The organism is Candidatus Brevundimonas phytovorans, assembly GCA_029203145.1.
In the GTDB taxonomy this organism is placed as follows: Bacteria; Pseudomonadota; Alphaproteobacteria; order Caulobacterales; family Caulobacteraceae; genus Brevundimonas; species Brevundimonas phytovorans.
Window position 1 is genome coordinate 3,197,351 of the sequence record CP119309.1, and the last position, 22,713, is coordinate 3,220,063.

A 22,713-nucleotide genomic window follows, 5' to 3' on the forward strand; every position below is an offset into this window, starting at 1 on the left:
GCTGAAATCCCAGGAGTCGTGCGATATGTCCTCGATTGAACGCGGGCGCGGATTCGGAAGCGTCCTGGTGCGCCTGCTGGGGGTCGTCATCGCCCTGATCGGCCTGACGCTGACCATAGGCGGGGCGCAACTGATCATGCTGGGCGGCTCGCCCTATTATCTGATCGTCGGCCTCTTGATGATCCTGTCGGGGGGACTGCTGGCCCTGCTGAGGGCGACGGGCGCCTGGCTCTACATCCTCATCTTCATCGGCACGGTGGTCTGGGCGCTGTGGGAGGTCGGGCTGAACGGCTGGGCCCTGGTGCCGCGCGTGATCGCGCCGCTGGTGCTGTTGATCCTTGTGGTCCTGTCCTTCCCCGTCTTGAAACGGGAGGGCGGGGGCGGCCGGCTGGCGTTCGGCGGTTTCGGTCTGATCGTCGTGCTGGGGTTGATCTCCGGCGTCGTGGTGGCCCAGGCCAACAAGGCGCGGGTGGAGAGCCCGGTCCCGGCCATGGGCCAGGGCGGCATCGGCGATCCGGCCCTGATCAAGACGGGCGCCGACTGGCCGGCCTATGGCGGGGCCGACAGCGCCCAGCGCTATTCGCCGCTGAGCCAGATCAACAAGGCCAATGTGAAGGGGCTGAAACGGGCCTGGACCTTCCGCACCGGCGACCTGCCGGGTGAGCGCTGGGGCGCCGAGACGACGCCGCTGAAAATCGGCGACACGCTTTATCTGTGCACGGGCCGCAATCGGCTGTTCGCGCTGGACGCCGCCACAGGCAAGCAGAAATGGACCTATGACCCCAAGGTCGCCGACGACCAGATTCCCTATACCGCCGCCTGCCGGGGCGTGACCTGGTTCGCCCAGCCGAACGTCGATGCGGCCCAACCCTGCGCCACGCGGATCATCGAGGGCACCCTTGACGGGCGACTGGTGGCGGTGGACGCCCGCACGGGGGCGCCCTGCGCCGGGTTCGGAATCCAGGGCGCGGTCAGCATCAAGACGGGCATGGGCGATCCCTATCCGGGCATGGTCTCCATCACCTCGGCGCCGGTCATCGTGCGCGGCGTGATCGTCACCGGGCATCAGGTTCTGGACGGGCAGAAGCGCTGGAACGCGTCGGGCGTCATCCAGGGCTTTGACGCTGTGACGGGCCAGCTGCGCTTCGCATGGGACATGATGCGGCCGGACATCACCACCCTGCCGCCGGCGGGCCAGACCTATACGCCCGGCACGCCGAACATGTGGACCACGGCGACGGCGGACGAGGCCCTGGGCCTGGTCTTCCTGCCCATGGGCAATTCGGCGGCGGACTATTATTCCGGTCTGCGTCGCCCGGCCGAGAACGAGTACTCGACCTCGCTGGTGGCGCTGGACGTGACGACCGGCAAGCCGCGCTGGCATTTCCAGACGGTGAGGAAGGACGTCTGGGACTATGACTTGGGCTCGCAGGCGACTCTGGTGGACATGCCGACGGCGGCGGGCCCGGTCCCGGCCGTTGTGCTGCCGTCCAAGCAGGGCGACCTCTACATCCTGGACCGTCGCACCGGCCAGCCGCTGCACAAGGTCGAGGAGCGGCGCGTGCCGCAGGGCGGAGTGGAGCCCGCCCAACGCAGCCCGACCCAGCCCTTCTCCCTGTTCCATACGCTGAGGAAGCCGGACCTGACCGAGCGCGACATGTGGGGGATGTCGCCGATCGATCAGATGGTCTGTCGTATCCAGTTCCGTCAGGCTAGTTACGAGGGCTATTTCACCCCGCCGACGGCGGACCGTCATTATATCCAGTATCCGGGCTATAACGGCGGCTCGGACTGGGGCGGGGTGGCGGTCGATCCGGCGCGCGGCGTGATCGTGGCCAACTACAACGACATGCCCAACCACAACCGTCTGGTGCCCCGCGCCGAGGCGGACCGTCTGGGCTGGTTCCCGCGCGACGACCCCCGCTACATCGAGCGCGAGAAGGAGGCGGCCAATCGCGGCGGCAACCTGTCGAAGTCCAAGGCCGAGGGCGCGGGCGATCCGCAGATCGGCGTGCCCTACGCCATCGACGTCAATGCCGGCTGGCGGGTCAAGTTTACGGGCCTGCTTTGCAAACAGCCCCCCTATGGCGGCATCCGCACCATCGACCTGAAGACCGGCCGCACCCTGTGGGATCGTCCCTTCGGCACGGCGAGGAAGAATGGCCCGTTCGGCATCCCCTCCATGCTGCCGGTCGAGATCGGCACGCCGAACAATGGCGGCTCGGCGGTGACGGCGGGCGGGCTGATCTTCATCGCCGCCGCGACCGACGACCTGATCCGCGCCATCGACATCGAGACGGGCAAGACCGTCTGGTCCGACGTCCTGCCGGCGGGCGGTCAGGCCAACCCGATGATCTATGAGCAGAACGGCCGCCAGTATCTGGTCATCATGGCTGGGGGGCATCACTTCATGGAGACGCCGGAAGGGGATTACGTGATGGCTTACGCCCTGCCGGAAGGCAGGTCGTAGGCTTCTTTTCTGGGCCTATCGCCCTTCGGGCTACTTGAGGCCCGTTAGAAAACTGGAGAGGTCGGGGCTTTGGCTCCGGCCTTTTCTGTTTCAGGGCCGGGTCTGGCCCTGGCCGCGCACCACGTACTTGTAGGTGGTCAGTTGCTCGGCGCCGACGGGGCCCCGCGCGTGCAGCTTCGAGGTCGAGATGCCGATTTCGCCGCCGAAGCCGAACTCGCCGCCGTCGGCGAACTGGGTCGAGGCGTTGATCAGGACGATGGCGCTGTCGACGCCGTTGGCGAAGCGCTCGGCGGCCTCGGCGTCGGTGGTGATGATGGCCTCTGTGTGGCCCGAGCCATAGCGGCGGATGTGGTCGACGGCGCCGTCCACGCCGTCCACGACCCGCACCGACAGGACGGGGGCCAGGTATTCGGTGGTCCAGTCGGCCTCGACCGCTTCGGCGGCTTCGGGAACCAGGGCGCGGGTAGCATCATCGCCGCGCAGTTCGCAGCCGGCGGCGATCAGGTCGGCGGCGACGGCGGGCAGCAGGCGTTCAGCGGCGGCGCGATCCACCAGCAACGTCTCGGTGGCGCCGCAGACGGAGACGCGGCGCATCTTGGCGTTGACGGCGACGCGGCGGGCGACGTCGAGGTCGGCGGCGGCGTCGAGATAGGTGTGGCAGAGACCTTCGAGGTGGCCCAGCACCGGGGCCTTGGCTTCGGCCTGAACGCGGGCGACCAGGCTCTTGCCGCCGCGCGGGATGATCAGGTCGATGGCCCCGTCGAGGCCCGACAGGATGGCGCCGACGGCCTCGCGATCAGGCACGGGGACCAACTGGACGGCGTCGGCGGGCAGGCCGGCCTCGACCACGGCGCGGGCGACCACGGCGGCGATGGCGCGCGAGGATTCCAGACAGTCCGAACCGCAGCGCAGGATGGCGGCGTTGCCCGAGCGGATGCACAGGGCGGCGGCGTCGGCGGTGACGTTGGGGCGGCTTTCGTAGATGACGCCCAGCACGCCGAGCGGGGTGCGGACGCGGGCGATGTCCAGACCATTGGCGGGGGTCCAGCGGGCCATCTCGGCGCCGACCGGATCGGGCTGGGCGGCGATGGTCTCGACGGCTGTGGCCATGCCCTCGACGCGGGCGGGCGTCAGGGCCAGGCGGTCGATCAGGGCCTCGGACAGGCCTGAGGCGCGGGCGTTGTCGATGTCGCGGGCGTTGGCCGACAGGATCTTGGTCTCGGCGGCGCGCAGGCCCTCGGCCAGGCGGATCAGGGCCTCGGTGCGGGCGTCCGGCGTGGTGGCGCGAAGGAGCGCGGCGGCGGCGCGGGCGCGGCGGCCCATGTCGAGCATCAGGCCAAGAACAGGGATGATCACGTCGGTCATCGGGTCTCCAGCACCAGGTCGTCGCGGTGGATCACGACCGAGGGGCCGCGATAGCCGATCAGGCTTTCGATCTCATCGGAATGGCGGCCGCGGATCAGGGCGATCTCGTCGGCGGGATAGGCGGCGAGACCGACGCCGACGACGGCGCCGGACGGGTCGAGCAGACGCAGGCTGTCGCCTTTTTCAAACTCGCCGCTGACCGTGACGACGCCCGAGGGCAGCAGGCTCTTGCCAGATTTCAGCGCGCGCACGGCGCCCTCGTCCAGGGTCAGCGAGCCGCCGGGCGCCATGCTGCCGGCGATCCACTGTTTCCAGGCGGCCAGCGGCGTGGCCGGGGCGGTGATCAGGGTGGCGCGGGCGCCTTCAGCCACGGCCTTGAGCGGGTGCAAGGTCAGGCCCGAGGCGATGACGGTGGCGCAGCCGGCGGAGCGGGCGATCTGGGCCGCGGCCAGCTTGGTGGCCATGCCGCCGGCGCCCACCCCGGCCTCCATGTTGGGCCCGCTGGCCATGCCGAGAATGTCGGGGCCGAGGCTCTCGACCAGCGGCAGGTGGCGCGCTTCGGGATCGCGGCGCGGGTCGGCGGTGTAGAGGCCGTCGACGTCGGACAGGAGGATCAGCAGGTCGCTGCGCGCCAGCTGGGCCGCTCGAGCGGCCAGGCGGTCATTGTCGCCGTAGCGGATTTCCTCGGTGGCGACGGTGTCGTTCTCGTTGACCACAGGGACGACGCCGTGGGCCAGCAGGGCCTCGACCGTGGCGCGGGCGTTGAGCCAGCGACGGCGGCGTTCGGTGTCGTCGCGGGTCAGCAGGATCTGGGCGGTGATCAGGCCGTGCGGGGCCAGGGCCTCTTCCCAGGCGTGCATCAGCAGGGTCTGGCCGACGGCGGCGGCGGCCTGCTTGTCCTGCAACCGGCCCGGCGAGGTCTTCAGCCGTCCGCGTCCCAGGGCCACGGCGCCGGAGGAGACGACGATGACCTCGCGGCCTTGCGCGCGCAGGTCGGCGATGTCCTGGGCGAGGGAGGCCAGCCAGTTGCGGGCCACGGCGCGGGTCGCGGCGTCCACCAGCAGGGAGGAGCCGATCTTGACCACCACGCGGCGGGCATGGGCCAGCGCCGTCGCTGGCGAGGCCTCGGCGGCAGTCTGAGCGGCGGGGGAGGGCGCGGCGGGAAGGGTCACGCCATCTCCCTAGAGCATCAATCGGGCCGGGGTCACGCCTTCGCGCGTCAAAATCGTGCGGCGATGCCCAAAAGAAAACGCCCGGCGGGGTCGAACCTGCCGGGCGTCTCCGTTTTTAGCGATGATCCGAGGATCAGGCTTCGGGGTCGGGGGCCTGATCCCAGCCGCCGGCCAGGGCCTTGAACAGGGCGATCTGGTAGGTCGTGACCTGGGCTTCCGAAGCGGCGAGGGCGGCGTCGGCGCCGGCCAGGGTCCGCTCCGAATCCAGCACCGTCAGGAAGCTGTCGGCGCCGGCGTCGAAACGCAGACGCGACAGGCGGGCTGCGGTCGCCGCCTGATCCCGCGCGGTGCGCAGGGCCGTGCGGCGGTCCAGTTCGTTGGCGTAGGCGCTGAGCGCCGTCTCGGTTTCCTGAAGCGCGGTCAGCACGGTCTGGTCGAAGGTCGCCAGGGCCGCGTCGGTCAGGGCGCCGGCCTGCTTGATACGGGCGCGGGCCACGGCGATGTTGGGGAAGTTCCAGCTGATCAGCGGACCGACGCTGAAGCGGAAGTTGGCGTCGTCGCCCAGACCCGAGGAGTCCAGCGCGGTCGAGCCCAGCGAGCCCCCCAGGCTGATGCTCGGATAGAGGCTGGCGGTGGCCACGTTCACGCGGGCGGCGGCGGCGGCCAGACGAGCCTCGGCCTGACGCACGTCGGGACGACGGGCCAGCAGGGCCGCGCCGTCGCCGACCGGGATCGGCTGAGACAGCTGCGGCGGCGACTGGCAACCGCGCGCCGCCTCGCTGGCCTCGGCCGGGGTGCGCCCGGTCAGGGTGGCGAGGCGATAGAGGGCGCCGTCGCGCTGGGCCCGCAGCGGCGGCAGGCTGGCGCGGGTCTGTTCCAGGGCCGCGCGAGCACGGGCCACGTCCAGACCATTGCCCGAACCGCCGTCCAGCAGGCGCTGGGTCAGGTCGACGGTCTTGGACTGCAGGTCGATGGTGCGTTCGGCCACCGCGATCTGGGCGTTGGCCGAGCAGGTGTCGGCATAGGCACGGGCGGTTTCGGCGGCGACGGTGATCCGCACCACTTCCAGCGCCTCGGCGGCGGCGTCGGCGTCGGCGCGGGCGGCGCGGACGGTCGACTCGACGCGGCCGAACAGGTCGACCTCGTAGGCGACGTCCAGACCGACGCTGTAGGTGTCGATTTCGGGACGCGGAGTTCCCGGCTGGAGCGTGGCGGCCGACGCCTGGCTGCGGTTGAAGGCGGCGTTGGCGTTGGTCGAGGGGAGACGACCGGCGCGCGCTTCGGACAGCGAGGCGCGAACGGCGCGCAGGTTGGCTGCGGCCGCCTCCAGCTCGTTGTTCTCGGTCAGCGCCTGCTGGATCAGACCGTCCAGCGTGGCGTCGTTATAGAGCCGCCACCAGTCGGCGCGGGCCGCCTCGGTCGAAACCGAGGCGGATTGCGCGCCGATGAAGGCGCCTTGGCCCTGCACCGGGACCGTGGGGTCCGGCGCCTTGGGCCCGACCGCGCAGGCGGCGAGCAGAAGCGCGGCGCTGGAGGCGGTCAGGAGGGAAAGGGCTTTACGGTTCATCAGGCGTCTCCCAGGCGCGGGCTGGCCGTCGTCGGGGCCGTCGGCGCGGGGTCGGTGGGGTCATACGGATCATGAGGCGGCGCGCCGTAGGTGGTCGGCAGGTCGCGCGGCTTCTCGGGCGCGTTGGGCAGCTTGCCCGCGAGCCAGCGCATCATGACGTAGAAGACCGGGGTGAAGATCAGGCCGAAGAAGGTCACGCCCAACATGCCGGAGAAGACCGCCGTGCCCAGCGACTGGCGCATTTCGGCGCCGGGGCCGGTCGCCAGCATCAGCGGCATGACGCCGAAGATGAAGGCGAAGGAGGTCATCAGGATCGGGCGCAGGCGCACCTTGGCGGCGTAGATGGCCGCCTCGAAGCGATCCATGCCCTCTTCCTCTTCCGCCTGCTTGGCGAACTCGACGATCAGGATGGCGTTCTTGGCCGCAAGCGCGATCAGGACGACCAGGCCGATCTGGACCAGGATGTTGTTGTCCAGACCGCGGATGTTGACCCCGATCATGGCCGCCAGCAGACACATGGGGACGATCAGCACCACCGCGAGCGGCAGGGTGAAGGCCTCATACTGAGCCGCCAGCACCAGGAAGACGAAGACCACGGCCATGACGAAGATCAGGGAGGCGCCGCCCGAGGCCTGCTTCTCCTGCAGGGCCAGTTCGGTCCATTCGTAGCTGAAGCCCTGGGGCAGGGCCTGAGCCGCCAGCTTCTCCATCGTCTCGATGGCCTGACCGGACGAGACGCCCGGCGCGGCCTGACCCTGAAGCTCGGAAGCCGGGAACAGGTTGAAGCGGACGACGCGGGCCGGACCGGAGTCCTCGCGCAGGTTGGCGACGGCGCCGATCGGCACCATGGCGCCGGTGGCCGAGCGGGTCTTCAGGTTGGCGATGTCGGCGATATCGTCCCGCGACGAGGGTTCAGCCTGGGCGGTGACGCGGAAGGTGCGGCCCAGCAGGTTGAAGTCGTTGATGTAGGACGAGCCGAGATAGACGCCGAGGGTGTCGAACACGGCCGAGGGCTGGACGCCCATCATCAGGGCCTTGTTGCGGTCGACGTCGGCGGCGATGCGGGGCGAGCCGGTGTTGTAGGTCGAGAAGACCTGCTGCACTTCGTTCGGCATCTGGGCCGCGCCGCCCATCATGGCGAAGGTGGCGCCTTCCAGGGCGCGGTAGCCCGCGCCGGAACGGTCCTGGATCATCATCTTGAAGCCGTTGCCATTGCCCAGGCCCTGAACGGCCGGGGGGGCGATGACGAAGATGTTGGCGTCCTGGATGCCGGCGGTGGCGCCGGTGATGGCGCCGGCCAGAGCCGTCGCGGCCTGTTCCTTGGTGCGGTTCTCGAAGGCGTCGAGGCGCACGAAGATGGTGGCGGCGTTCGACCCGAACGAGAAGCTCGAGCCGTCGAGGCCGGCAAAGGCCACGGTGCCGTCCACGCCTTCGGTCTTCTGGATGATGGCGTTGGCGCGTTCCATCACGGCCTGGGTGCGGTCCAGCGAGGCGCCGGCGGGCAGTTGCACCACGCCGATCAGGAAGCCCTGATCCTGTTCCGGGATGAAGCCCGAGGGGGTGTCCACCAGACGCCATCCGGTCAGGGCCAGAAGGCCGACATAGACGATCATGACGACCATCAGCGAACGCACCAGACGCGCGGTCAGGCGACCATACTTGTCCGACAGCCAGTCGAAGCCCTGGTTGAACCGGGCGCCGGCCCAGCCGAGGTAGTGGAGGATCGTGCCCCACAGGCCCGGCTTGCGCTCATGGTGATCCTGGTGCGGCTTGAGCAGCAGGGCGGCCAGGGCCGGCGACAGGGTCAGGGAGACGATCAGCGAGACCAGGGTCGCCGAGGCGATGGTCACGGCGAACTGACGATAGAAGATGCCGGGGATGCCGGGGACGAAGGCGGTCGGCACGAACACCGCCGTCAGCACCAGGCCGATGGCGATCAGGGCGCCGGAAACCTCCTGCATCGAACGATAGGCGGCCTCCTTGGGCGTCAGGCCCTGTCTCAGATATCGCTCGACGTTCTCGACCACGATGATGGCGTCGTCGACGACGATGCCGACGGCCAGAACCAGGGCGAACAGCGACAGGGAGTTGATCGAATAGCCCAGGGCCAGCTGCACCGCGAAGGTGGCGACCAGGGCGACCGGGATGGCGATGATCGGGATGATCGCCGCGCGCCAGGTCTGCAGGAAGATCAGGACGACGATGGCCACCAGGACGACGGCTTCAAACACGGTGTGCTGAACCGCCGTGACCGAGGCGGCGACGAATTCCGTCGGGTTGTAGGGGATGGAGGCGGCCATGCCGGCGGGCAGCTCGGCCTTGACGGCCTCGACCTCGGCCAGGACGCGGTTGGCGGTGGCCAGGGCGTTGGCGCCCGGTTGCTGGACGACGGCGATGCCGACGCCGCGCTGGCCGTCGAAGAAGCCGCGGATGCCGTAATCCTGGGCGCCCAGTTCGACGCGAGCGACGTCGCGGACGCGGGTCACGCGGCCTTGGGCGTCGGTCTTGATGACCACGTCGGCGAACTGATCGGGGTCGGACAGACGGCCCTGCACCTGAACCGGCAGCTGGAAGGCCGCGGCGTTGGTGGCGAAGGGCGGCTGGCCGATGGCGCCGGCGGCGGCCTGGACGTTCTGGGCGCGCAGGGCGCCGACGATGTCCGAGCCGGTCAGACCGCGCTCGGCCGCCTTGGCCGGGTCGATCCAGATGCGCATCGAATAGTTGCCGCCGCCGAAGATCTGAACCTGGCCCACGCCGTCGATGCGCAGCAGGCGGTCCCGCAGCGTCGAGTTGGCGTAGTTGCCGACATAGTCGTTATCCAGGCTGCCGTCGGGCGAGGTCAGGCCGACGATCATCAGGAAGCCGCTTTCGGCCTTGTTGACCGTCACGCCGATCTGACGAACCTGCTCGGGCAGCTTGGGCTCGGCCAGGGCGACGCGGTTCTGGACCAGCACCTGCGCGGAATCCAGGTCCGTGCCGGGCTGGAAGGTGACGGTGATCGACACCGCCCCGTCCGAGGTGGACGAGGAGGTCAGGTACAGCATCTTCTCGACGCCGTTGACTTCCTGCTCGATGGGGGCCGCCACGGTCTCGGCCAGGGTCTCGGCCGAGGCGCCCGGATAGGCCGCGTTGATGGTGATCGTCGGCGGCGCGATCTCCGGATACTGCGACAGGGGCAGCATCGGATAGGCGAAGATGCCGATCAGGGTGATGAACACCGAGATCACGCCCGCGAAGATGGGGCGGTCGATGAAGAAGCGGGAGATATTCATCTATCTTAGCCCGCGTTGGCGAAGGAGGCGCTGGAGGCCGGCGCCGCCTGGGTGACAGGGGCGTCGCCCGGCTTGGCGGCGACCGGCGCGATGGTCCCCGTCTTCGGCGAGACCTTCATGCCCGGCATCTGGATGCGCTGGCCGCCGGCGATGACGACGCGGTCAGTCGGCTTCAGGCCCGAGCGGATGACGCGCAGGCCGTCGACCAGGGGCCCGGTCTGCACGGCGTGCGGGGTCGTGGTGCCATCGGCGTTGACGACGATGACGACGCGGCGCGCGGCGTCGGTGGCGATGGCCGAGTCCGGCACCAGCAGGGCCTGATAGGCGCCGCCGCCGGCCAGTTGCGCCTGGCCGAACATGCCGGGCTTGAGGAAGCCGTCGCCGTTCTGGACCACGGCGCGCAGGCGGATGGTGCCCGAGGCGCTGTCGATGGCGTTGTCGGTGAAGTCCAGCGTGCCGACGCGGTCGTAGGCGGTCTCATCCTGCAGGCGAATGCGGATCGGGGCGGCGCCGCCCGTGCGGGCGTCGCGCTGATACTTCAGCGCCAGGGCTTCGGAGCCGTCGAAGACGAAGTAGATCGGCGAGGACGAGACGATGGTGGTCAGGATGTCGCCGGCCGAGGAGCCGCCGCCGATCAGGTTGCCCGGATCGACGCGGCGGTCGGAGACGCGGCCCGCGATGGGGGCGACGACACGGGTGAACTCGACGTCCAGCTGGCGGGCGCGGATGGCGGCGTTGGCGGCGGAGACGGCGGCCTGGGCCTGGGCCACGGCGCCGCGCTTGGCGTCGACCTCGGCTTGCGACACGGCCTGCGAGGCCAGCAGGCCTTCGGCGCGGGCGAACTCGGTGCGGGCCAGCGTCAGCTGGGCCTGGGCCTGGGCCAGCTGGGCCTGGGCCGAGGCGAGCGCGGCCTGGGCCGGGCGGGCGTCCAGCGTGAACAGCAGCTGGCCCTGGCGAACGAAGTCGCCGTCCTTGAAGTGGACCGCCTGGATATAGCCGCCGACGCGCGCGCGCACGTCAACCGAACGGGTGGCTTCAAAGCGGCCCGTGACTTCGTCCCAATCCACGACCTGGCGCACCAGAGGCGTGGCGACCGTGACGGGGGGCGCCTGAGGCGCGGGCGCCTCGCCTCCCTTGGAACAGCCATAGAGGGCGGCTGACATCATGACGGACGCAACCGCGATCTTAACCGTGCGCATCGGCGCATTCTCCTGAGAGAGGGGATTTCAACATAACAGACGGGCGCTCGTCGGGGGAGGAAGCGCCAGTCAACGTTCGGTGACTTAATGATGACCGCAGTAGCGCTTGTCAACGCCTGATGACAAAGCCATAAAGGACATAAGGTTTATTGGAGTACGACCAATTGGTCCTGTGCGACGCCCCTCGACCGCGTAACGCCAACGCCACCCGCCAGGCCATCCTGGAGGCGGCGCGCGAACGCTTTTGCGCCGACAGCTACGACGATGTCGGCATGCGCGACGTGGCGCGCGACGTCGGCGTGGATGCGGCCCTGATCAGCCGCTACTTCGGCTCCAAGGAAGACCTCTTCGTCGCCGTGCTGGACAGTTGCAAGAACGGCCGCGACCTGATGGACGGCGCGCGCGAGGACTTCGGCGAGCGGCTGGCGCACGAGATCATCTTTGGCGAGGTCATGCCCTGTCAGGACGATGGCCAGAACGAAGGAGCCGGCGCCAAGATCCGCGGCCTGCTGATCCTGCTGCGCTCGGTCGGGTCGGCCAAGGCGATGGACGTCATGCAGCGGACCTCCAACACGCGCTTCTTCGATCCTTTGGCGGCCTGGATCGGCGGCCCCGACGCCCCGGTGCGGGCGCGTCTGGCGGCGGGCCTGATTATGGGCATGGCGATCGGCCGCGAGCTGTCGGACGGCTATTCCTCGTTGGATGAGACGCAGAAGGGCGAGATGGCGCGACGGATGGCCGTGGCCCTTCAGGGCCTGATCGACAACTGAACGCCAAAAGGGCGGACCGCGAGGCCCGCCCTTTCTTTATGCTGCGCAGGGCCTGGGTCAGGCCCAGTGCATCGGCACATGGCGGGCGGCGGCCCAGTGGATGGCGCGAATGGCGTCGACGATGGCGCGGGTGGCCTCGACCGTGCCCAGGGCGCCGCCCAGATCAGCGGTGACGGCGCCGGACGCCAGAACGGCGGCGACGGCGGCTTCGATCGAATCCGCCTCGTCTTCCAGCTCGAAGCTGTGGCGCAGCATCATGGCCGCCGACAGGACCATGCCGACCGGGTTGGCCAGATCTTGCCCTGCGATGTCCGGCGCCGAGCCGTGGATCGGCTCGAACAGGCCGGGACCGTCGGCGCCCAGGGAGGCCGAGGGCAGCAGGCCGATGGAGCCGCCCAGCACCGAGATTTCGTCCGACAGGATGTCGCCGAACATGTTCTCGGTCAGGATGACGTCGTATTCGCGCGGCTTCCTGATCAGGTGCATGGCCATGGAGTCGACCAGGGCGTGCTCCAGGGTGATCTGCGGATATTCCTCGGCGTGGATGCGGGTCACGACCTCGCGCCACAGGCGGCTGGTCTCCATGACATTGGCCTTGTCGACCGAAGTGACCTTGCCGCGACGCTGGCCGGCGGCCTGGAAGGCGGCGCGGGCGACGCGCTCGATCTCTTCGACCGTATAGACGCATAGGTCCGAGGCGCTGGTTTCGGTGCGGGTCTTTTCGCCGAAATAGACGCCGCTGGTCAGTTCGCGGAAGACGATCAGGTCGACGCCCTCGACGATCTCCTTCTTCAGCGGCGACAGGTGGGCCAGGACCGGCGAGACCTGCAAGGGACGCAGGTTGGCGTACAGGCCCATGGCCTTGCGGATGGCCAGCAGACCCTGTTCGGGGCGAACCGGCGCGCCGTCCCACTTGGGACCGCCGACCGCGCCCAGCAGGACGGCGTCGGCGGCCAGACAGGCGGCGGCCGTTTCAGCGGGCAGGGACTCGCCGGTCGCGTCGATGGCGGCGCCGCCGATCAGGTGCTGGTTGAACTCGAAGCGGTGGCCGTAGATGTCGCCGATGCAGGTCAGGACGCGCTCGGCCGCCAGGGCGACTTCAGGGCCGACGCCGTCGCCGGGCAGGACCACGATGTTGAAGGTGCGGGTGTGGGGCATCAGATGGTCTCCGGTTCACGGAAGCGTTCGTAGGTCTGGATGTAGGGCAGCCGGGACAGCAGCCAGCCGAGGGTGTCGACGCCGTCGAGCAGGCACTGGCGGGCGAAGGCCTCGACCTTGAAGGGGACGGGGGCGACGTTGCCGCGACGGATTTCGCCGGCTTCCAGATCGATGGTGACGGCCTGTTCCGGGTGGGCGGCCAGGTCATCCCAGGTCGCCTGATCGACGACGATGGGCAGCAGGCCGTTCTTCAGGGCGTTGGAGGTGAAGATGTCGGCGATCTCGGTCGAGATCACCGCCCGGAAGCCATAGTCCAGCAGGGCCCAGGGCGCGTGCTCGCGCGACGAGCCGCAGGCGAAGTTGGGGCCGGCCAGCAGGATGCGCTGCTCGGTCGGGTCAATGCGGTTCAGCACCGCCTCGGGCTTGGGCGATCCGTCGGCTTCGTAGCGCCAGTCGTGGAAGGCGTGGGCGCCCAGACCTTCGCGCGTGGTGGTGGTCAGGAAGCGGGCCGGGATGATCTGGTCCGTGTCGATATTGGCCTGGCTCAGCGTCAGGGTTTTCGATGTCAGGACTTTGAACGGTTCAGACATGGTGTTTCTCCCCTACCGCCTCGCGCGCGGCGCTCGGCGGCATGAGAGGGGCCTCCAAGAAGACGCGCGGATCGGTCAGGACGCCGGCCACGGCGCTGGCGGCGGCGGTGGCGGGGCTGGCCAGGATGGTGCGGGCGCCCTTGCCCTGACGGCCTTCGAAATTGCGGTTGGAGGTCGAGACCGCCAATTGGCCCTCGCCGACCACGTCGCCGTTCATGGCGATGCACATGGAGCAGCCGGGGATGCGCCATTCGGCGCCGGCGGCGATGAAGACCTTGTCCAGACCCTCGGCCTCGGCGTCGCGGCGCACGGCCTCGGAGCCGGGGACGACCAGCATCCGCACGCCGGGCTGGACCTTGCGGCCGCGCAGGACGTCGGCGGCGGCGCGCAGGTCCGGCAGGCGGCCGTTGGTGCAACTGCCGATGAAGACCACGTCGACCTTGTGGCCGGTCGTGGCCTCGCCCGCCGTGAAGCCCATGTAGGCGATGGCCTTGCGGTCCGAATCCGAGCGCGGTTGCGGCACGGGGGCGCCGACGGGAGCGCCCGCGTCGGGGGTGGTGCCCCAGGTGGCCATGGGGCGGATGGCGGCGCCGTCCAGCACGACCTCCTTGTCGAAGGTCGCGCCGAGGTCCGAGGCCAGGGTCAGCCAGTCGGCGGCGGCGACCTCATAGTCGGCGGGGACATGGCGACGCCCGCGCAGCCAGTCGATGGTGACGCGGTCGGGGGCGATCATGCCGGCGCGCGCACCCGCCTCGATGGACATGTTGCACAGGGTCATGCGCCCTTCCATGTCCAGCGACCGCACGGCCTCGCCGGCATATTCGATGACGTAGCCGGTGCCGCCGCCAAAGCCGATGGCGGCGATGACGGCCAGGGCCACGTCCTTGCCGGAGACGCCGGGACGCAGGCGCCCGTCAACGGTCACGCGCATGGATCTGGCGCGGCGCTGCAACAGGCACTGGGTGGCCAGGACGTGCCCGACCTCCGACGTGCCGATGCCGAAGGCCAGGGCGCCGAAGGCCCCATGGGTGGCGGTATGGCTGTCGCCGCAGACCACGGTCATGCCCGGTTGGGTCAGGCCCAACTCAGGCCCCATGACGTGGACGACGCCGCGCTGGTCGGAGCCCCAACCCGCCAGCTCAATGCCGTGACGGGCGCAGTTGGCCTCCAGGGTCTCGACCTGCTTGCGCGCCTGATCGGTGACATAGGGGCGCTGGCCGTCCTGCCCGGCCGGCAGGGTGGGGGTCGAGTGGTCCAGGGTGGCGAAGGTGCGGTCGGGACGACGCACCTTCAGCCCGCGCGCCTCGATTTCTGTGAAGGCCTGAGGCGTCGTGACCTCGTGGACCAGATGCAGGTCCACATACATGACGCCCGGCGTCTCGGCCGTTTCCGGCACGACGACGTGCCGGTCCCAGACCTTCTCATAAAGGGTGCGGGCGCTCATCGGCGATCCTCCCCTGCGCAGCGGGGGAGGGGGACCATGCGCAGCATGGTGGAGGGGGCGAAGGCCGAGCGCGACGGATGGGGTTCGCCCCCTCCACCGCCTGCGGCGGTCCCCCTCCCCCGTCGCGATGCGACAGGGGAGGATTGATTATGCCGGCTCATGCACGCGCTCCTTGGCCGGGGCGGCGGTTGCGCTTTCGTGGATGGGTTCCAGCCAGCCGAAGCGGTCGGGCGTCGTGCCGTCGAACAGGCCGCGGAAGGCTTTGTTGACCGCCTTGGTGATCGGGCCGGGACCGTTGGCGCGGGTGGGGATGCCGTCGATGGAGCGGACGGGGGTGATCTCGGCGGCGGTGCCGGTCATGAAGACCTCGTCGGCGACATAGAGGGCTTCGCGCGGCAGGATCTGCTCGCGCGCCTCATAGCCCAGGCCGCGCGCCAGCTTCATGACGCTGTCGCGGGTGATGCCTTGCAGGATGGAGGCGGCGGCGGGCGGGGTCATCAGCACGCCGTCCTTGACCACGAACAGGTTCTCGCCGGCGCCTTCCGACAGGCGGCCGTCGACGCCCAGGGCGATGCCCTCGCCATAGCCGCCGACGCGGGCTTCACGGCCGATCAGATAGCCGGACAGATAGTTGCCGCCGGCCTTGGCGCCCGCCGGGATGGTGTTGGGGGCGACGCGGTTCCAGCTGGAGACGCAGGCGTCGACGCCCTTCTCCAGAGCTTCCTCGCCCAGGTATGCGCCCCAGGGGAAGGCCGAGATCATGACGTCGGTGCGGATGTTGTCCGGCGACGGGGTCACGCCCATGCCGCACTCGCCCAGGAAGGCCAGCGGGCGCAGGTAGGCCGAACGCAGGCCCTCTGACTTGACCACGTCCTTGCAGGCCTGAACCAGCTCGTCCTCGGTGAAGGGCAGGGGGAAGTGATAGATGCGCGCGCTGTCGAACAGGCGGCGGATGTGGTCGGTCAGGCGGAAGCCGCAGGGGCCGTTCGGGGTGTCATAGACGCGGATGCCTTCGAACACCGAGGTGCCGTAGTGCAGGGCGTGGCTCATGACGTGGATCTTGGCGTCGGCCCAGGGCGTCAGGTCGCCGTTGATCCAGATATTCTTAGCCAGCGGTTGCATAGGTCTTGTCCATTTGTGCGGAGGCGCCCCCCGTCATCGTCTGGGCTGTCACAGCCGTGATGATGGCGGTCAGCTCCGCGTCATTGATTTCGCCGATCTGGTCGGCGCGTTGTTTGAAGCCGGCGAAGACGTCGGCCAGGCGCTGGCCTTCCAGCACATGGCCCAGGGCCTCGGCCCGCTTGCCGACCGCGTGGCGGCCGGAATGCTTGCCCAGCACGAAGTAGCTGCCCTCGAAACCGACGTCCTCGGGACGCATGATCTCGTAGGTGCGGGCGTCGGCCATCATGCCGTGCTGGTGGATCCCGGCCTCGTGGGCGAAGGCGTTCAGGCCGACGACGGCCTTGTTGCGGGCGATGACCGTCTCGGTCACGTCGCGCAGGGTCTCGGAGGCGCGCACCAGGTGGCGGCTCTCGGCGGCCACGGTCACGCCATAGCGGTCCGCGCGGGTGCGGATGGCCATGATGATTTCTTCGATCGAGGCGTTGCCGGCCCGTTCGCCGATGCCGTTGATCGCGCCCTCGACCTGACGCGCTCCGCCCTCGACGGCGGCCAGAGAATTGGCCACGGCCAGACCCAGGTCGTTGTGGCAGTGGCTGGAGAAGATCACGTCCGAATGACGCGGGCGGATGATCCCGTCCACATAGGCGAAGCGCTGACGCACTTCTTCCGGCGTGGCGTAGCCGACGGTGTCGGGCACGTTCAGCGTCTGGGCGCCGGCGTCGGCGGCGGCCATCAGCACCTCGGCCAGGAACTCCGGCTCGGTGCGGAAGGCGTCCTCGGCCGAGAACTCGACATCGTCGAACATCGAGCGGGCGTATTCCACCATGCGCGACGCCGTCGCCAGCACCTCGTTGGTGCTCATCCGCAGCTTGGCCGAGCGGTGGATCGGGCTGGTGGCCAGGAAGACGTGGCAGCGGCGATGCGATTTGGGCGCGGGCGACAGGGCCCGGAACGAGGCGTCGATGTCCTTCTCGTTGGCGCGCGACAGCGAGGCGAAGACCGGGCCCTCGATCTCGCCGCAGACGCGCCGGATGCATTCCTCGTCGCCCGGCGAGGCGGCCGCGAAGCCGGCCTCGATCACGTCCACGCCCAGGTCGCGCAGGACATGGGCCATCTTCAGCTTGGCGTCGGCCGACATGGAGAAGCCGGGGGCCTGTTCGCCGTCGCGCAGGGTGGTGTCGAAGATGATGACGCGGTTGGGATCCGACGCCGCAATCTCTGCGGTTCTGGATACTCGTTCTACTCGGGACATTTTAGGCGGCCTCGGACTGGAAGGACTGGGCGCCGATGCGGGACACGCCGAACAGGCGGTCGATCTGGCAACCCAGGTTGTCGATGGAGCGCGCGGCGTCGCGGCCGCGCACGGTCAGGGCGATACGGCGCGAGGCGCCGTCGATGTCGGCCATGCTCATGCCGTCGATGTGGAAGCCGCGGCGTTCCACCAGGCCGATGAGACGCTGAAGCGAGCCGTCGGCCCGGTCGATCTGGATGTGAATGGTGTCGCTCATGCTCATGCGCCTTCCATCATTTCAGCGTTGCTCTTGCCCGGCGGAACCAGAGGCCAGACGTTCTCTTTGGGGTTGATGACGACGTGGGCCAGGCAGGGGCCGTCGGCGGCCAGCAGGCGGGCGATGCCGTCCTGGACCTGATCGCGGCGGTCGATGCGGAAGGCCTCGATGCCGAAGGCCTCGGCCACCTTCACGAAGTCCGGGTTGTCGGACAGGTCGACCTCGGAATAGTTCTCCTCGAAGAACAGCTCCTGCCACTGGCGCACCAGGCCCAGCGACGAGTTGTCCAGCAGGACGATCTTCAGGGCGACGCCGTAGCGTTTCAGCGTCGCCAGCTCCTGGATGTTCATCATGAAGCCGCCGTCGCCGGCGATGGTGACGACCGTGGCCGAGGGGTCGGCCAGCTTGGCGCCCAGACCGGCGGGCAGGCCGAAGCCCATGGCGCCCAGGCCGCCCGAGGTGATGTGGGCTTCCGGCTTGGAGAAGCGACAATGTTGAGCCGCCCACATCTGATGCTGGCCGACGTCGCAGGCGGCGACGAAGCGGTCGCCGGCGGCTTCGGACAACTGCTTCAGCAGGGCGGGCGCATAGACGCCTTCGCCCGGCGCGTCATAGCGGGCGGCGTGATGCACGGCGGCGGAGGCGCAGCGGATGACCCAGGGATCGATGGCCAGAGGCGTGGCCGCCAAGCGCGCGGTCAGGACCTCGACGCCGGGCTTCAGTTCGCCGGCGACCGCGACATGGGTCTCGCGCAGCTTGCCGATCTCGGAGGCGTCGATGTCGAAATGGACGACGCGGGCGTGGGGCGCGAACTCGGCCAGCTTGCCCGTGGCGCGGTCGTCGAAGCGAGCGCCCAGGACGATCAGCAGGTCCGACGCCTGGACGGCCTCATTGGCGGCGCGCGTGCCGTGCATGCCCAGCATGCCCAGGTAGCCGGGGGCGTCGGTGGCGACGGTGCCCAGGGCGTTCAGGGTCGAGACGGTGGGGATGCCAGTGGCCTCGGCGAAGGCGCGGACGGCTTCGGTCGCGCGGCCGATCTTCACCCCGCCGCCGATGTAGATCAGCGGGCGCTCGGCGGCGCGGATGAAGCGTTCGGCCTCGGCGACGGCGTCGTGATCGACCTCGGCGGTCTCATTGGGGATGTTGAAGCCGAAGGGGGCGGCGGCCGTGGCGAACTGGACGTCCTTGGGCAGGTCGACCAGGACCGGACCGGGGCGGCCCGAGGCGGCGATGTGGAAGGCCTGTTCGACGGCAGCCGGGATCTCCGAGGCGTCGCGGACCAGGATGGAGTGTTTCACGATCGGCAGGGTGACGCCCAGGATGTCGATCTCCTGGAAGGCGTCGGTGCCCATGACGCCCTGGGGGACGTTGCCGGTGATGCAGACCATAGGCACCGAATCCATCATGGCGTTGGCGATGCCGGTGATCAGATTGGTGGCGCCGGGGCCGGAGGTGGCCATGCAGACTCCGACCTTGCCCGAGGCGCGGGCATAGGCGTCGGCGGCGAAGGCCGCTCCCTGTTCGTGACGGACCAGGATATGCTTCAGGCCCGTGCCGGTCAGGGCGTCATAGATGGGCATGATGGCGCCGCCGGGATAGCCGAAGACCACCTCCACGCCCATCCGCTCCAGGCTGGAGACGAGCAGGCGCGCGCCGGTGGCCGTGTCGTTCACGGGCGCCGGGGCGGGGGCGGGTTTCGGGGCGACGACGCTCATCATACTCACTCTATGGTTTTCGGATCAGGCGGCTTCGGACTTGGCGGTCTGCAGCCAGGCCATGCGCTCGCGCAGGCGCGCGCCGGTCTGTTCGATCTGGGATTCGCTGTCGGCCTTCAGCCAGGCGGCGTACTGGGGCTTGCCGGCCTCGTTCTCGGCGATCCAGTTGCGGGCGAAGGTCCCGTCCTGGATCTCGGTCAGGACCGTCTTCATACGGGCGCGGGTCTCGTCGTTGATGACGCGCGGGCCCGAGGCGACGGCGCCCCACTTGGCCGTTTCCGAGATGAAGTGGTGCATCTTGGAGATGCCCCCCTCGTAGAACAGGTCCACGATCAGCTTCAGCTCATGCAGGCATTCGAAGTAGGCGATCTCGGGCTGGTAGCCGGCCTCGACCAAGGTGTTGAAGCCCGACATGACCAGTTCCTTGGCGCCGCCGCACAGGACGGCCTGCTCGCCGAACAGGTCGGTTTCGGTTTCTTCGCGGAAGGAGGTCTCCAGCAGGCCGCCGGTCGCGCCGCCGATGCCCTTGGCGTAGCCCATGGCGCGGTCGCGCGCCTTGCCGGTCGCGTCCTTCTCGATGGCGAAGAGCGAGGGGACGCCGCGGCCGCGGGCGAACTCGCGACGGACCAGATCGCCCGGACCCTTGGGCGCGACCAGGATGACGTCCATGTCGTCGCGCGGGGTGATGCGGTCGTAGATGATCGAGAAGCCGTGGGCGAACAGCAGGGCGGCGCCCGGCTTGGCGTTGGGCTCGATGATGTCGCGATAGACCTCGTTCTGGATCATGTCCGGGGTCAGGATGGCGATGATGTCCGCGCCGCGAACGGCCTCTGCCGGCTCGGCGGTGGGGACGCCGTCGGCGGTGGCGTGTTTCCAGCCCGTGCCGCCCTGACGAACGCCGACGACGACGTCATGGCCCGAGTCCTTCAGGTTCTGGGCGTGGGCGCGACCTTGCGAGCCATAGCCGATGACGGCGATGCGCTGGCCGGCGATGGCGCCCGGCTTGATGTCGTCGTTGGTGTAGATGGTGATGGCCATGGTTCAGGCGTCCTCAGAAACGGGGGCGTTGGAATAGGTGGCGGGCGCCAGATCTGCGGGAATCTGGGCCGGCGGCGGATTGGGGATGGTCACGGCCCCTTGCGAGGCGGAGGCGACGGCGGCGCGGTATTTCGCGAAAACGCCTTGCGCCGGACGGACCCGGTTGGGGGCGAAGTCCGCCCGGCGCGCCTCCAGATCGACGAGCACGTCGATCCTTCGGTTGGTGACGTCGATGACGATCGGATCGCCATCGCGAATGAGGGCGATCGGGCCGCCCGCCGCCGCTTCGGGCGAGACGTGGCCGGCCACGAAGCCGTAGGAGGCGCCCGAGAAGCGACCGTCGGTCAGCAGGGCGACGTTCTCGATCTTGCGGCCCTTCAGGGCGGCGGTGACCTGCAGCATCTCGCGCATGCCGGGACCGCCCTTGGGCCCTTCGTAGCGGATGATGATGACGTCGCCTTCGCCGACCGATCCGTCCTGAACGGCGTGGAAGGCGTCTTCCTCGCAGTCGAAGACGGCGGCGGGGCCTTCGAAGCGGTCGACCTTGTGGCCGGTCAGCTTGATGACCGCGCCTTCAGGGGCGACGTCGCCATAGATGACGGCGTAGGAGCCGCGCGCCATGACGGGGGCGTCCATGCTGGTGACGACCTGCTGGCCCGGCGTTTCCTCGGCGTCGCCCGCCTCGGTGAACAGGCTGCGGCCGCTGACGGTGGGGATGTTGGTGATCTTGCCGGCCTCGGCCAGACGCTGGGCGACCAGACGCGTGCCGCCCGCCGAGAACAGGTGCGAGGCCAGGAAGCGGCCGCCCGGCTTCAGGTCGCAGATGACCGGGGCCTCGACGCAGGCCTGGTGGCAGTCCTCGATGCCGAAGTCGACGCCGGCCTCGGCGGCGATGGCGGTCAGGTGCATGACGGCGTTGGTCGAGCCGCCCGAGGCCGAGACGGCGATGGCGGCGTTCTTCAGGCTGGCCTTGGTGATGTATTTGCGGGCGGTGTCGCCAGCGAAGACCCGCTCGACGATCAGGCGACCACAGCGCTCGCCTTCCGCGCCCTTGCCCGGATGGACGGCGGGGACGTCGTTGGCGCCCATGGGGCTGATGCCCATCATCGACAGGGCCATGGCCATGGTGTTGGCCGTGAACTGACCGCCGCAGGCGCCGGCGCCGGGGCAGACGGCGCTTTCGACCGCCTTCAGCCCGGCGTCGTCCAGCGCACCGGCGCCGTGCGCGCCGATGGCCTCGAACACTTCCTGGACCGAGACCTCCTTGGTTCCGATCAGGCCGGGCATGATGGTGCCGCCGTAATAGACCAGGCCGGGGATATCCATCCGGGCCAGGGCCATGGCCGCCGCCGGGATGGTCTTGTCGCAGCCGACGATGCAGACGACGCCGTCCAGCTGGTGGCCCTCGACCGCCAGCTCGATGGAGTCGGCGACGACCTCACGGCTGATCAGCGAGGCCTTCATGCCCGCCGTGCCCATCGAGATCCCGTCGGTGACGACGATGGTGTTGAAGTCGATGGGATAGCCGCCCGCCGCGATGATGCCGGCGCGCACGTCCTTGGCCAGACGGTCCAGGTGCATGTTGCACGGCGTGACCGTCGACCAGGTGTTGACGATGGCGATCATCGGCTTGTCGAAGTCGGCGTCCTGCATCCCTGCGGCCCGCAGATAGGAGCGCGCGGCGGCGCGGTTCGGACCGCGCGTCACGGCCGAACTGCGCTCATTGGGTAGTTTTTTGCTGTCTTGCGAGTTCGTCATCGGATTTTTGGAAGGTTCTACCTATTGGGTCTGCCGCGGGCACATGAAAAACCCCGCTGCCGGGAGGGAGCGGGGTGAAGCGGACGATCTGTCTGGGGTTCAGGTCAGGTCGCAGGCATCCACACCGCTCGACTGAGCGGAATAAGGAATACGCTAAGAAGGAGCAGGCCCTGGGCCAGCACGCGCCGACCGTCCGCCGCTGTCGCGGGGCTCAGGATCGCTGCAATGGCGGCGCGGTGGGGCAAGAGGGAAAACCTTTCAACAGGGCGCCCTTATGCCGTTCTCCATGCTGCAACGCAACCCGGACGGGCTCGTTTGTGGAATAAAAGTGCTTACCGGCGTGGTTTGGTCTGATCTGGGCGCGCCTGTTGCGGGCTATGGGCTTTTTGGCGCAAGTTTTCACCGGTTCGGGCGCGCTGCCGCGCTGCAGGCCTGTTTTGGGTCGTTCAAGCGGGATTGCGGCCGACCGGCTGTCGGCGGGCCTGATCGCCACTCTATATATGCGGGGGGTGCAAAAGGGGCGTGCAGAGGGCTGTGTGACTCCTGTTTGGCGAGATAGTTTGTA

At 69.1% G+C, this 22,713-nt stretch carries 16 protein-coding genes; 2 read left to right on the forward strand and 14 right to left on the reverse strand.

All coding sequences use genetic code 11. The features are described from left to right. Positions 1–25: 25 nt before the first annotated feature. On the forward strand, positions 26–2,470 hold the full coding sequence (locus P0Y52_15635) for a membrane-bound PQQ-dependent dehydrogenase, glucose/quinate/shikimate family (protein WEK57946.1): 2,445 nt from the start codon (positions 26–28) through the stop codon (positions 2,468–2,470). Positions 2,471–2,560: 90 nt separating this feature from the next. Here P0Y52_15635 and P0Y52_15640 read toward each other — a convergent pair whose 3' ends face one another. The 5 genes from P0Y52_15640 to P0Y52_15660 form a co-directional block, all read right to left on the reverse strand. After that, the gene (locus tag P0Y52_15640) at positions 2,561–3,835 is read right to left on the reverse strand and encodes a glutamate-5-semialdehyde dehydrogenase (protein WEK57947.1); all 1,275 of its coding nucleotides are present in this window, start codon (positions 3,833–3,835) and stop codon (positions 2,561–2,563) included. Then, positions 3,832–4,941, reverse strand: coding sequence for a glutamate 5-kinase (proB, locus tag P0Y52_15645; protein ID WEK59517.1), 1,110 nt, complete (start codon positions 4,939–4,941; stop codon positions 3,832–3,834). Before proB ends, P0Y52_15640 begins: the two co-directional genes overlap by 4 nt. 199 nt (positions 4,942–5,140) lie before the next feature. Further along, complete coding sequence (locus tag P0Y52_15650; protein WEK57948.1) at positions 5,141–6,574, reverse strand: TolC family protein; 1,434 nt, start codon at positions 6,572–6,574, stop codon at positions 5,141–5,143. Beyond that, complete coding sequence (locus tag P0Y52_15655) at positions 6,574–9,846, reverse strand: multidrug efflux RND transporter permease subunit (protein ID WEK57949.1); 3,273 nt, start codon at positions 9,844–9,846, stop codon at positions 6,574–6,576. The genes P0Y52_15650 and P0Y52_15655 overlap by 1 nt, the downstream gene beginning before the upstream one ends. Positions 9,847–9,851: 5 nt before the next feature. Then, on the reverse strand, positions 9,852–11,045 hold the full coding sequence (locus tag P0Y52_15660) for an efflux RND transporter periplasmic adaptor subunit (GenBank protein ID WEK57950.1): 1,194 nt from the start codon (positions 11,043–11,045) through the stop codon (positions 9,852–9,854). A 149-nt stretch (positions 11,046–11,194) separates the two neighbouring features. Here P0Y52_15660 and P0Y52_15665 point away from each other — a divergent pair, with 149 nt between their 5' ends. After that, positions 11,195–11,815, forward strand: a complete 621-nt coding sequence (locus P0Y52_15665; GenBank protein ID WEK57951.1) for a TetR/AcrR family transcriptional regulator — start codon at positions 11,195–11,197, stop codon at positions 11,813–11,815. A gap of 57 nt (positions 11,816–11,872) precedes the next feature. On the opposite strand, the gene leuB is transcribed toward P0Y52_15665, so the two are convergent. From leuB to P0Y52_15710, 9 genes are all read right to left on the reverse strand, one after another. After that, on the reverse strand, positions 11,873–12,973 hold the full coding sequence (gene leuB / locus P0Y52_15670) for a 3-isopropylmalate dehydrogenase (GenBank protein ID WEK57952.1): 1,101 nt from the start codon (positions 12,971–12,973) through the stop codon (positions 11,873–11,875). Then, the gene (gene leuD / locus P0Y52_15675; GenBank protein WEK57953.1) at positions 12,973–13,563 is read right to left on the reverse strand and encodes a 3-isopropylmalate dehydratase small subunit; all 591 of its coding nucleotides are present in this window, start codon (positions 13,561–13,563) and stop codon (positions 12,973–12,975) included. The genes leuB and leuD overlap by 1 nt, the downstream gene beginning before the upstream one ends. After that, the gene (gene leuC / locus P0Y52_15680) at positions 13,556–15,007 is read right to left on the reverse strand and encodes a 3-isopropylmalate dehydratase large subunit (protein ID WEK57954.1); all 1,452 of its coding nucleotides are present in this window, start codon (positions 15,005–15,007) and stop codon (positions 13,556–13,558) included. The genes leuD and leuC overlap by 8 nt, the downstream gene beginning before the upstream one ends. Positions 15,008–15,154: 147 nt before the next feature. After that, positions 15,155–16,129 (reverse strand): branched-chain amino acid transaminase, encoded by a 975-nt coding sequence (locus P0Y52_15685; protein ID WEK57955.1) that lies wholly within the window; start codon positions 16,127–16,129, stop codon positions 15,155–15,157. Further along, the gene (locus P0Y52_15690) at positions 16,113–17,381 is read right to left on the reverse strand and encodes a 2-isopropylmalate synthase (GenBank protein WEK57956.1); all 1,269 of its coding nucleotides are present in this window, start codon (positions 17,379–17,381) and stop codon (positions 16,113–16,115) included. Before P0Y52_15690 ends, P0Y52_15685 begins: the two co-directional genes overlap by 17 nt. A 1-nt stretch (position 17,382) precedes the next feature. Further along, the gene (locus tag P0Y52_15695) at positions 17,383–17,637 is read right to left on the reverse strand and encodes an ACT domain-containing protein (protein ID WEK57957.1); all 255 of its coding nucleotides are present in this window, start codon (positions 17,635–17,637) and stop codon (positions 17,383–17,385) included. 2 nt (positions 17,638–17,639) lie between these two features. Continuing rightward, complete coding sequence (ilvG, locus tag P0Y52_15700; GenBank protein WEK57958.1) at positions 17,640–19,352, reverse strand: acetolactate synthase 2 catalytic subunit; 1,713 nt, start codon at positions 19,350–19,352, stop codon at positions 17,640–17,642. Between the two features lie 24 nt (positions 19,353–19,376). Further along, positions 19,377–20,390 (reverse strand): ketol-acid reductoisomerase, encoded by a 1,014-nt coding sequence (gene ilvC, locus P0Y52_15705; protein ID WEK57959.1) that lies wholly within the window; start codon positions 20,388–20,390, stop codon positions 19,377–19,379. A gap of 3 nt (positions 20,391–20,393) precedes the next feature. Continuing rightward, the gene (locus tag P0Y52_15710) at positions 20,394–22,148 is read right to left on the reverse strand and encodes a dihydroxy-acid dehydratase (protein ID WEK57960.1); all 1,755 of its coding nucleotides are present in this window, start codon (positions 22,146–22,148) and stop codon (positions 20,394–20,396) included. Between the last annotated feature and the right edge of the window lie 565 nt (positions 22,149–22,713).